We start from the raw sequence: 11,213 nt of genomic DNA, 5'->3' as shown, positions 1-11,213 counted from the left end.
ACAAACGCCTGTTGAAAACCCCGACCGCCGGCACGTTACGGTCGAACTTCCTCCGCAGAAATACTGCGCCTTGAAAGGGCGTGACCTGTGCTTTATCGACGATGGCAACGGCAACGATGCGAGTCACCCATGCAGCAGGCATCCTCCTTCCCTGATCGCGAAACGGTCGCATCGAAACTCACTTCGCTTGCAAGCGAGGATAAAGCCTGGGTGCTGCTGTTGATGGAAAACGCCCTGCAGGACGAGAATCTGCTGGCTGGCCTCAATCTTTATCTCGACCAGCAGACCAATGCCCGCTTCCTCAACAGCCTGAAGCTGGAAACGACCGGCGAATGGCTTGGCGGCAATGCCCCTGCCCGGCTGCAGATCCGCATCACGGAAACCGCAAGGGCGAGCCAGCACCCCGCTTTTCTCGCCTTCCGCAAGGGGCTGACGGCATCGGCCGGTCTCGAAAAAGCCTATCCCAAGGCGCCGATCTGATCGTTCAGGCTAATCCGGCACCCTGTCGACAACGGTGATGATCGGCCCCATCGGAAACAGCGAGTCCCGCCTTTTCATTGCGGGAATATCGACGCTGGATATGGTGCCGTCGAGATAGAGCGCATTCGGCGCGTCCAGCACATCCCTGAACAGCGTGGCGAAATCGTAAAAGCGCACGGTATTTTCCGAAATGGCGAAATGCACCATGCCGTCGCGTGAAACGCCGACGCCGTTACGCCGCTTCAGGCTGTCGCTATCGGGCAGAAAGCGCGGATGCAGCTTGCCATCGATGACCAGCATCGGCCCGGATTGCGTGGCGAAGTCCGGTTGCACGCCGGCCGCCAGATAGGCCTGCGTTTCCAGCACGCCGGCCGCGGCCCCCTTCAGATAAAACAAGCCATTGGGCAGAAGATGAAAATTGCCCCAGCCGCCGCCAGTGCTGATCGGCGAGCGTTCGATGCCATTTTCGACAAAGAGCCCGACGGGGGAATAGTCCGAATGGTACATGCCGCCGTTCATGGCAAAGACGCTGAACATGTGCTGCCGCCACAGCGCCGACGAGAGAGCGGCGAAGGAGCCATATCCCTGGCCGGAGACATGATCGCGGTCGTAAATCCGGATGGTGCTTTTTGCCGGGTCGAAACTGCAGACCGTATAACGACCGCCGGCATGGTCCATGACCCTGCAGAAATCCGCCTGCCCGCCGGCCTGAGCCGAAAACGGCAACAGCAAAGGCAACAGCAGCTTCGCCATTCTTTTCATCGATCCGTTCATGCCCGCCCCGTGATTCTCGTCGGGGCACATTCGCAGGAAAATTCGGTCAAAGAAAAGGCGTCACCCGTGTTTCAGGATGACGCCGGACCTTTAAGGGGAGATGTCGTCAGCGACGGGCGGCGCGGTCCACATTGCGGCCGGCATCCTGCGTCGCGTCGACGGCGTTCGCCGTGTCCCGACCCATGCCGCGAATGGTGTTACCGCAGGAGCTCAGGGTGACAACGGTCAACAAAGCCACGAAAACGGTCGAAAGAATGCGTGTGATCATGTGAAACTACTCCCCTATGACTTGCCGTCCAGGCAAGTACCGATGTGATATGCGTCACAATAACGTGAGTCCCAAAAATCCGTTCCAGCAGCATTTCAAAAAATCCTGTCGATGAAAATTAACATGGTTTTGAAGTTCACGCGTGAAACTCGGCGTCTGGATCATGGCTTAGGAAAATCCCGTGGGTGATATGACAGACATCAACAATCGGCTTCTGGTGATGACGGCGGGCGGGGTGAACCCCAATGTCATGATCAATGCGCTGGCGGCCCGATTTCCCGACATCCATGTTTTCATGGAGCAACCGGAAAGCAAGTCGGTCATTCTCAGGCGACGCGCGCGACGGCTCGGCTGGATTGTCGCTGCGGGCCAGATGGCGACGATGATCGCCTCGCGGCTCGGCAAGCGCTTCACGGTTCGCAGAAGCGATGCGATCATCGCCGAACACGGCCTTTCTCCCGATCTCCACCACAGCCTCCCCGTCACCCAATTCGCCTCGCTCAACGATGAGGAATGCCGCAAGGCCGCCAATCTGCTGAAACCGGCGGCGATCTTCACCATTTCCTGCCGCCTGCTGACACCGACCACGCTTCAGGCCCTGCAATGCCCGGTCATCAATTTCCACGCCGGCATCAATCCTGCCTATCGCGGGCAGATGGGCGGATACTGGGCGCTGGTGGAAAAAGACCGCGGCAATTTCGGCGCAACCGTGCATCTGGTCGACAAGGGCGTGGATACCGGCGCCACGCTCTACGAGAAGCGGCTGAAACCATCGCCTTCCGACACGATTGCCACTTACCCCCTGCTTTTGACCGCCGCTTCGGTGGATATCGCCATCAGCGCCATCGAGGACGCCCTTTCCGGCAGCCTTGCGCCGCAACCGCCCTCACCCGGAAAATCGGTACTGCGCTTCCCGCCGACCATCTGGACATGGCTTTGGAACGGCTTGACCAAACGGATCTGGTGACGCCGCGCGTCAGGGTTTAGGGCCAAGCTTCGTCGCAGATGCAAGCCTGTCTTGCCGCAACAGGCACAGACTTCGCCGCAAAATAGGTGCATGATAATAAAAAGGATCATGCACAAATTGCCCGATATTTCCGCCGCTTCCATCATTCCCGCCTCCATCGAAGCCTCGCCCGCGCAGGTGCTTGGCTCCACCGACCTTGCCGGCCTCTTTCCGCAGGGCGTGCGCGTCTATCTCACTGACACTGGAGCCGCCTCGCAGGAAAGGCTCGTTGAAGCCGCAGGACATTTGCGCGATCTCGGTTACGAGCCGGTGCCGCATCTTGCAGCGCGGCGCATCCCCTCCCGCGCAGCGTTTGAGGAACAGGTAAAACGGCTTGCCGGAGAAGCGGGCGTAACCGATATTCTGGTTGTCGGCGGCGGCGTCGACCGCCCGGCCGGTCCCTTCGCATCCAGCATGGACATGCTGTCCACTGGTATTTTCGACCGTTGCGGCATAAGGCAGATCGCCATCGCCGGCCACCCGGAAGGCAGCCCGGATTTCAACGACGAAACGGCGATGGCCGCACTCAGGCTGAAACGCGATTTTGCCGAAAGAAGCGATGCCGCAATGCGCATCGTCACCCAGTTCGGTTTCGATCCCGCGCGTTTCATCGCCTGGGCGGAAGGGTTAGCGGCGTCAGGCATCGAGCTTCCGGTGCATATCGGCGTTTCCGGCCCGGCCAAGATCACGACGCTCTTGAAATATGCCGCGCTTTGCGGCGTCGGCAATTCCATCGCCTATCTCAAGAAGAACGCGCTTTCGCTGACGACGCTTGCCAAGGGCCATTCGCCGGAAAGCATCGTCGGGCCGATCGAGCGGCACTGGCAGGCCAATCCGCAAGGGCCGATACGGCAAATTCACGTCTTCCCCTTCGGCGGATTGCAGAATTCGGCCGACTGGCTGGTCAAACGCGGAAGCTGGCAAACCGGCGCGGTGGACCGTTCGGCATCGCCGGATTCGATGGCGGGCTAGAGCATTTCCAGGAAAAGTGGAACCCGGTTTTCCGTCCGGAAATGCGCCAAAACAAAGAGTCAGAGTGTTTTCGCGATTCGAAGAAAAGCGAAAAAACTCTGAAAACCGCCGTTCTGGCGGCGCGACGGGCCACGGCCGCCGCGCACTGCCAATATCTCACGCCGCCTTGGCGACTTCGACAAAAGCGTTTCGAATGCTTTCAGCCACGGCAAGAACAGGGCGGGACGCCTTGTCACCCATGATCAGGCGGATATCGAAACAGCCGAGTTCCGGCAGGCCTTCCTTATCGCCCAGAATGACCATGTCGTTCTGCACATAGGATCGCGGCAGCGGCGCGATGGCGAGATCGGCGGCAATCGCCGCGCGCTGCGCCATGGTATGGCCGCTGAGATAGGCCACGCGGAAATTGCGGCCGCGCTTTTCCAGCGAATGGATCGCTTCCGAGCGCCAGATGCAACCCTCTTCCCAGATGGAGATTGGCAGCGGATCGCGCAGATAGGCCGTGCCACACTTTGCACCCGCCCAGACCAGACGCTCGCGCATCAGCACCTCGCCCGTATCCCGAAGGGGATGGGAGGCACAGTTGACCAGGGCGAGATCAAGCCTCTGCTCATCCATGCGCTTATAGAGATTGGAGCTGGAATCGATGGTGACGTCGATCATGATGCCGGGGAAAGCCTCGGCAAAACGCTTGAGAATGCCCGGCAGCAGGCCACGCTCGCCAATATCCTCCGGCGCGCCGAGACGGACGACGCCGGAAAGCTCGGGCATGACGAAACGCGACACGGCCTCGTTGGACAGCGCAATCATGCGCCGCGCATAGGTCAAAAGCGTCTCCCCATGCGCCGTCAATGTCACCGAGCGGGCATCGCGCAGGAAAAGCGTCGTTTTCAACTGCTCTTCGAGCTTCTTGATCTGCATGGAAACGGCAGACGGTGTTCTGAACACCACTTCCGCGGCGGTGGAGAAATTTCCCGTTTCCGCGATGGCGACGAAGGTTCTCAATATGTCGTTATCCAGCAACGGCAGCGGTTGGCGGAAAGTCACGGTCATGGCACGCACCTTCAAATATTTTGATTTATAGATGGATATCATTTCGTTTGATTGAATGTCAACAAGCGCGCACCATCCGGGACATCGATTGACGGGGCGGATTTAGCCTCGTCGGCAAGCGCATACCGAAGTCGCAAACAGGATCGTGGTTCAGGAAAGGATCAAGACATGACCATGATACATTATCTCCCCGTGGCGAACCGTTCCTCGAACCGTCCGTCATCCACCGGCTGGCTTCATCGCCTGTCCGACCATGTTGCCGCCCGTTACGCCGCATGGCGTCGCGAAAAAATGCTTCGCGCACTGGAGGCATTGCCGCCTGAAACATTGAAGGATATCGGATGGCCGACGACGGACAACAGCCGCATAAACGTCATCCGCAGATGACATTCAACCGGTGGCTCGCAACGTTTCCAGACGTGCGAGCCATCCCTGCCCGTCCTCGAATGGAAGGACAAGGGCGCAAAATAGCCTGCCTGTTTTACATGCGACACACCGCCTTTTTTAAAGGCTTGTCGCAAAATTTGCATATTTCAAAAGCGATTTTTTGACAGCCCCGATTCCACGGCGTATTTTTCGTTAAAGATGTCGTAAACAGGACATCCAGAAGACCAATTCCAAGGGAGGAATTGCGTATTCGCAACGGAGCACGGGCAAATGAGCAGAAACTCCCAGAAGAAGCGCTCAATCGTCTTTTTTCTCATTCCGCAATTTACCATGCTGCCATTCGCCGCAGCGGTTGAAACGCTTCGCATCGCCAACCGAATGTTGGGCTATCAGGCCTATGAGTGGCGCCTCTCCTCGCTCGATGGCCAGAAGGTCATGTCGTCAAGCGGCATCTGTCTTGAGCCCGATACCTGTCTTGCCGACGAGCGGCGCTACGTCAGCGGCGAAAACCGCCCGGAAATGGCGATCATCTGTTCGGGCATCGATGTGGATCAACACATCAACAAATCCGTCAATGCCTGGCTGCGCGAAGCCTATAATCGCGGCATCGCCATCGGCAGCCTCTGTACCGCCGCCCATATTCTCGCACAGGCGGGCCTTTTGAACGGCAAGCGCTGCGCGATCCACTGGGAAAACCTGCCCGGTTTTTCCGAAGCATTCCCGCAGGTGGAAGTCTATGCCGACCTCTTCGAAGTCGACAGCAACATCTATACCTGCGCCGGCGGCACGGCCTCGCTCGACATGATGCTGAGCCTGATCGGCCAGGATTTCGGCGAAAACCTCGTCAACCGCGTCTGCGAACAGCAATTGACCGACCGGGTGCGCAGCCCCAATGACCGCCAGCGCCTGCCGCTGCGCGCCCGCCTCGGCGTGCAGAACAGCAAGGTTCTGTCGATCATCGAATTGATGGAAGGCAATCTTGCCGAACCTCTGTCGCTGCTCGATATCGCCGACGCCGCCGATCTGTCGCGCCGGCAGGTGGAGCGTCTCTTCCGCCAGGAAATGGGCCGCTCGCCCGCCCGCTATTATCTCGAAATCCGCCTCGACCGCGCCCGCCACCTGCTGGTGCAATCGGCCATGCCGGTGGTCGAAGTCGCCGTCGCCTGCGGTTTCGTCTCCGCCTCGCATTTTTCCAAGTGTTATCGCGAAATCTACAATCGCACGCCGCAGCAGGAGCGCGCCGAACGCAAACTCCTTATCAGCGCATCGCGAATGGCGATGGCGAGCCAGGCAGGCAAGGCTGCGCATTGAATGCGGGCTGAATGCCGCAAACGCGACGGACCTGCTTCAGGGATAAGCCTCTCCTTCGTCATGCCGGACGTGATCCGGCATCCAGTCAAGGCGCGTCTGCGCCGTGAGAAGAGTCTCCTGCGATCAAGGACTTGATCGCACTGGACCCCGGATCCAGTCCGGGGTGACGAAGTGCAGATGATGGAACTGTGGTAAGATCGCAGGTTCAGCGAGCGGCCAGCAAAGACCCGGTTCACAGTCCTGCCCCAACACAATGAGACCAATTCACCCAAACGGCCGAACCGCATGAGCAAGGTCCTCCGCCGTCATGCCGTCGCCTGCTCTATGGCCGGCCTCGCCATGCAGCCAGACCCCGGCCGCAGCCGCCTCGAAGGCGGGAGCTCCCTGCGCCAGCAGCGCACCGATGATACCGGCCAGCACATCGCCTGACCCAGCCGTCGCAAGGCTCGCGGGAGCATTGGTGTTGACCAGCGCCCGGCCATCCGGCGCGGCAATCACCGTATCCGCGCCCTTGTAGACCAGTACGGCGCCGCTACGGACTGAGGCGACCTGCGCCTTCTCGATCTTGCTCAGCATCTTGTCGGCGGCAAGATCGGGAAACAGTCGTGCAAACTCGCCCTCATGCGGCGTCAGCACGAATTTGCCCGTTCCCGACGTGACACGCGCAAACAGGGCCTCCTTATGATCCCTGAAAGCCGTGATCGCATCGGCATCCAGCACCACCGCCCTGTCTCCAAGCAGGGACACGAATTGCCGCGCCTTGTCGAGGTCGCCGAAACCGGGGCCGATAACAAAAGTGCCATGACGCCCATCGTCCAGCCACGACCGCAGATCGTCGGCATCGTCCATCGGCGCGTTCATCACGGCCGTCAACGTCGTGGACAGCACGTCGAGCGCCTGGCGCGGCGCGGCAACGGTGACGATCCCCGCCCCCGCCTTCAGAGCCGCAAGCGCCGTCATGCGGCATGCACCCGTCGCATGAGCCGGGCCGGAAAAAACGGTGAGATGCCCGCGGCGGAATTTATGCGTCTCGAGATCGTCCGCAGGCAAGGCAGAACGCCAGACAAGCGGATAGTTTTCCGCAATCGAGCCAGAATGGGCTTCAAGGATGCGGGACGGAATGCCGATATCAAATACCTCGAGCGTCCCGCAAAGCTCCCGTCCAGGCATGAGCAGATGGCCCGGCTTGCGCGCCATGAAGGTGATGGTCCGCTCGGCCCTGAACGAGGCGCCGAGAGGCACGCCCCGCCTGCCGCAGAGACCCGAGGGCAGATCGACGGCGAGAACCGGCACCTTCGCCTGCGTGACCGCCTCGATCACGCGGACAAGTTCCTCCGGAACATCGCGGGACAATCCAGCCCCGAATACCGCATCGATCACCACGTCACCCGAGAGCGGCCTATAATCGCCGAGCGGCAGCGGCGTTACGCCGCTTCGCTCGAATGCCGTCCGAGCATCACCCCTGAGCGCGCCGACATCGCCGAGATGATGAACCGCGACGACCGCTCCGCTCTGCAAGAGCGCCCGCGCCGTCACATAACCATCGCCGCCATTATTGCCGCCGCCGCAGAGCACGATGAAACGCTGCGCCTGCGGGTAGTGACGCAACGCCGAGGCGGCAGCCGCCTGCCCCGCCCGCTCCATAAGGTCATAAAGAGGAATACCGGATTGCCCGGCCGCCGCATCGATGCGGGCCATGACAACAGGGTCGATGAGAAAGAGATGCGAGAGGGATTTCATGTCCCGATCATCCCTTCAAAACGTCGGAAAGGCAATCGATACAAAAATGAGCAACTAGCCATGTCCAAATAATAGACAAATGCATAAAATATAAACAGACGACCGTTCCGGTTCTCGCGTTTTTCCAAATATTCAAAAAACCTAAAATAATACAATTTCACAGAAATGCAGATGGATTTTTCGGGTTTCGGCGAGAAATTGGCTGGAAAAGCGCAAAAAGCGAATGCATTTTGTGTCGGAAAGCCGGGGGATCGAAGTTTTTTCTTCAAGCCCGCTTCCGATCTGGCACAATACGTGCATTCTTGTGGCAGAGCGGGAGTTACCTGCTTTAACGGGAGAAGCGGAGAGATATTTTCTCATGAAAAAGATCGAAGCGATCATTAAGCCTTTCAAGCTCGATGAAGTGAAGGAAGCCCTTCAGGAAGTCGGACTTCAGGGAATCACGGTCACGGAAGCAAAAGGCTTTGGTCGTCAGAAGGGCCACACGGAACTCTACCGCGGAGCAGAGTACGTCGTGGACTTTTTGCCGAAAGTGAAAGTCGAAGTCGTATTGGCGGATGAGAATGCGGAAGCCGTCATCGAGGCGATCCGCAATGCGGCGCAGACAGGACGTATCGGCGACGGAAAGATTTTCGTTTCCAATGTCGAGGAAGTCATCCGCATCCGTACCGGTGAAACAGGCGTGGACGCCATATAATCAAAAACGTCCCGAGCCGGGGAGGCTTGGGTTTTCACCTCGTCATCATCACACTCAAGGAAAACGTTTAAATGACGACCGCAAACGATATCTTGAAGCAGATCAAGGATAACGACATCAAGTTCGTGGACCTGCGCTTTACCGACCCCAAGGGCAAGCTGCAGCACGTCACCATGGATGTTGTCTGTGTGGACGAAGACATGTTCGCCGATGGCGTCATGTTCGACGGCTCCTCGATCGCCGGCTGGAAGGCCATCAACGAGTCCGACATGGTGCTGATGCCCGATCCGGCCACCGCCCATATCGACCCGTTCTTCGCCCAGTCCACCCTGGTCGTCCTTTGCGACATCCTCGACCCGGTCTCTGGCGAAGCCTATAACCGCGACCCGCGTGGCACTGCCAAGAAGGCTGAAGCCTACCTCAAGGCGTCGGGTATCGGCGACACCGTTTTCGTTGGCCCGGAGCCCGAATTCTTCGTCTTCGACGACGTGAAGTACAAGGCCGATCCCTACAACACCGGCTTCAAGCTGGATTCGTCCGAATTGCCGTCCAACGACGACACGGATTACGAAACCGGCAACCTCGGCCACCGTCCGCGCGTCAAGGGCGGCTATTTCCCGGTTCCGCCGATCGACAGCCTGCAGGACATGCGCTCCGAAATGCTGACGGTTCTGGCCGAAATGGGCGTGGTCGTCGAAAAGCACCACCACGAAGTGGCTGCCGCACAGCACGAGCTGGGCGTGAAGTTCGACACGCTGGTTTCCAGCGCCGACAAGATGCAGATTTACAAGTACGTCGTGCACCAGGTGGCCAACGCCTACGGCAAGACGGCAACCTTCATGCCGAAGCCGATCTTCGGCGACAACGGCTCGGGCATGCACGTGCACCAGTCGATCTGGAAGGGCGGCAAGCCGACCTTCGCTGGCGACGAATATGCCGGCCTCTCCGAGAACTGCCTGTTCTACATCGGCGGCATCATCAAGCACGCCAAGGCCATCAACGCCTTCACCAACCCGACGACCAACTCCTACAAGCGTCTGGTCCCGGGCTATGAAGCGCCGGTTCTGCTCGCCTACTCCGCGCGCAACCGTTCCGCCTCGTGCCGTATTCCCTTCGGCTCCAACCCGAAGGCAAAGCGCGTCGAAGTCCGCTTCCCGGACCCGACCCAGAACCCCTATCTCGGTTTTGCGGCCATGCTGATGGCCGGCCTTGACGGCATCAAGAACAAGATCCACCCCGGCAAGCCGATGGACAAGGACCTTTACGATCTTCCTGCCAAGGAACTGAAGAAGATTCCGACCGTCTGCGGTTCGCTGCGCGAAGCGCTGGAAAGCCTCGACAAGGACCGCAAGTTCCTGACCGCTGGCGGCGTGTTCGATGATGACCAGATCGACTCGTTCATCGAGCTGAAGATGCAGGAAGTCATGCGTTTCGAAATGACCCCGCATCCGGTCGAATTCGACATGTACTACTCGGCCTGATCGGCCTTTGGAGCGCTCCCATCGGGGCGCTCCATCCATTCCGGCGGTTTTCCCTGGAAAGCCGCCGTTTTCTTTTGAAGCCTAGCCATATCGCGAACAATGTCGAACAAGCCAGCCTCTCAGCAAACGCGCCTCACGGACTGGCTCATCTTTCTGGCGGTGCCGTTCTTTTTTTCCAGCAATGTCATTTTCGGCCGTGGCGTCGTCGGCGAAGTCTCGCCTTTCGTCGCCGCCTTCATCCGCTGGATCGGCTCGACCCTCATCATCGCCCCCTTCATGATCGCCGACTGGCGCAATTGCCTGACTTTCGTGCGGCGCAAAACGCTGCTCTGGCTCGTCCTCGGCATTCTCGGCATGGGCATCTGCGGCGGCGTGGTCTATTGGGGGCTGACCATGACGACGGCCGCCAACGGCACGCTGATCTACACCACGTCCTCGCTGTTCATCATCCTGTTCCAGCGCGTCTTTCAGGGCCGCCCGATCCGGAAGCTGGAAGTGGCGGGCATGGTCATCGCCTTTGCCGGCGTGGCGGCCATCGTGCTCAAGGGCGATATGTCCGCCCTCTGGCACCTGAATTTCAACATTGGCGATTTCGCGATCCTGACGGCGGCCATCGCCTTTGCGATCTATTCGCTGCTGCTGCGCGATCCCGCCGCACGGCAGATGGCCTCTTTCAGCCTTTTCGGCCTGATCGCCTTTTCCGGCGCGCTCGTGCTTCTGCCGCCGGCGGCTCTGGAACTGGCGCAGGGCGGCATGTTGCCCGCCACGCCAATGGCCTGGGCCAAGATCGGCGGCATCATCCTGTTCGCCTCACTATTGGCCTTTTATTGCTTCACCCATACGGTGCGCGTCTTCGGTCCCGCCACGGCTGGCATCACGCTTTACATGATGCCGCCGGTCTCGATCCTCATGGCCACGCTGTTCCTTGGGGAGACTTTCGAGACCTATCACGCCATCGGCATCGTGCTGGTCACCGGTGGCGTCATCATCGCCACCGCGCCCATCGGCAGAAGGCGCTGAATGCGGACGGCAGACCGGCGCCAA

Annotated in this window: 12 protein-coding genes; 8 read left to right on the top strand and 4 right to left on the bottom strand. The window is 59.4% G+C overall.

The window, feature by feature from the left end:
- The first annotated feature begins 129 nt into the window (after window positions 1-129).
- Window positions 130-480 (top strand): hypothetical protein, encoded by a 351-nt coding sequence (locus ACQZ5K_RS10095; protein WP_137003655.1) that lies wholly within the window; start codon window positions 130-132, stop codon window positions 478-480.
- Window positions 481-489: 9 nt separating this feature from the next.
- On the opposite strand, the gene ACQZ5K_RS10090 is transcribed toward ACQZ5K_RS10095, so the two are convergent.
- Window positions 490-1,242, bottom strand: coding sequence for a phosphodiester glycosidase family protein (locus ACQZ5K_RS10090; protein WP_448740266.1), 753 nt, complete (start codon window positions 1,240-1,242; stop codon window positions 490-492).
- Between the two features lie 118 nt (window positions 1,243-1,360).
- Complete coding sequence (locus ACQZ5K_RS10085) at window positions 1,361-1,522, bottom strand: entericidin domain-containing protein (protein WP_003495552.1); 162 nt, start codon at window positions 1,520-1,522, stop codon at window positions 1,361-1,363.
- 190 nt (window positions 1,523-1,712) lie between these two features.
- Between ACQZ5K_RS10085 and ACQZ5K_RS10080 the strand changes: the two genes are divergently transcribed.
- Both ACQZ5K_RS10080 and ACQZ5K_RS10075 read left to right on the top strand, forming a co-directional pair.
- The gene (locus ACQZ5K_RS10080; protein WP_125146592.1) at window positions 1,713-2,489 is read left to right on the top strand and encodes a formyl transferase; all 777 of its coding nucleotides are present in this window, start codon (window positions 1,713-1,715) and stop codon (window positions 2,487-2,489) included.
- 90 nt (window positions 2,490-2,579) lie between these two features.
- Complete coding sequence (locus tag ACQZ5K_RS10075) at window positions 2,580-3,500, top strand: methylenetetrahydrofolate reductase (protein ID WP_448740265.1); 921 nt, start codon at window positions 2,580-2,582, stop codon at window positions 3,498-3,500.
- A 156-nt stretch (window positions 3,501-3,656) separates the two neighbouring features.
- Here the strand turns inward: ACQZ5K_RS10075 and ACQZ5K_RS10070 are convergent, their stop codons facing one another.
- Complete coding sequence (locus ACQZ5K_RS10070; RefSeq protein ID WP_020810641.1) at window positions 3,657-4,595, bottom strand: LysR family transcriptional regulator; 939 nt, start codon at window positions 4,593-4,595, stop codon at window positions 3,657-3,659.
- Window positions 4,596-4,721: 126 nt separating this feature from the next.
- Here ACQZ5K_RS10070 and ACQZ5K_RS10065 point away from each other — a divergent pair, with 126 nt between their 5' ends.
- Both ACQZ5K_RS10065 and ACQZ5K_RS10060 read left to right on the top strand, forming a co-directional pair.
- Window positions 4,722-4,940 (top strand): hypothetical protein, encoded by a 219-nt coding sequence (locus tag ACQZ5K_RS10065; RefSeq protein ID WP_196378641.1) that lies wholly within the window; start codon window positions 4,722-4,724, stop codon window positions 4,938-4,940.
- 270 nt (window positions 4,941-5,210) lie between these two features.
- Complete coding sequence (locus ACQZ5K_RS10060) at window positions 5,211-6,251, top strand: GlxA family transcriptional regulator (RefSeq protein WP_020810639.1); 1,041 nt, start codon at window positions 5,211-5,213, stop codon at window positions 6,249-6,251.
- A 264-nt stretch (window positions 6,252-6,515) separates the two neighbouring features.
- Here the strand turns inward: ACQZ5K_RS10060 and ACQZ5K_RS10055 are convergent, their stop codons facing one another.
- The gene (locus tag ACQZ5K_RS10055; RefSeq protein ID WP_448740264.1) at window positions 6,516-7,991 is read right to left on the bottom strand and encodes an NAD(P)H-hydrate dehydratase; all 1,476 of its coding nucleotides are present in this window, start codon (window positions 7,989-7,991) and stop codon (window positions 6,516-6,518) included.
- 358 nt (window positions 7,992-8,349) lie between these two features.
- Between ACQZ5K_RS10055 and ACQZ5K_RS10050 the strand changes: the two genes are divergently transcribed.
- The 3 genes from ACQZ5K_RS10050 to ACQZ5K_RS10040 all read left to right on the top strand — a co-directional run bounded on the left by ACQZ5K_RS10050 (window position 8,350) and on the right by ACQZ5K_RS10040 (window position 11,189).
- Complete coding sequence (locus ACQZ5K_RS10050) at window positions 8,350-8,688, top strand: P-II family nitrogen regulator (protein WP_003515720.1); 339 nt, start codon at window positions 8,350-8,352, stop codon at window positions 8,686-8,688.
- Window positions 8,689-8,759: 71 nt separating this feature from the next.
- Window positions 8,760-10,169, top strand: coding sequence for a type I glutamate--ammonia ligase (gene glnA, locus ACQZ5K_RS10045; protein ID WP_080816817.1), 1,410 nt, complete (start codon window positions 8,760-8,762; stop codon window positions 10,167-10,169).
- A 99-nt stretch (window positions 10,170-10,268) separates the two neighbouring features.
- Window positions 10,269-11,189, top strand: coding sequence for a DMT family transporter (locus tag ACQZ5K_RS10040; protein ID WP_448740263.1), 921 nt, complete (start codon window positions 10,269-10,271; stop codon window positions 11,187-11,189).
- Window positions 11,190-11,213 lie beyond the last annotated feature (24 nt).

It is taken from the genome of Agrobacterium sp. 22-226-1 (genome assembly GCF_053522345.1).
This window is presented reverse-complemented; position numbering and strand designations above follow the sequence as displayed.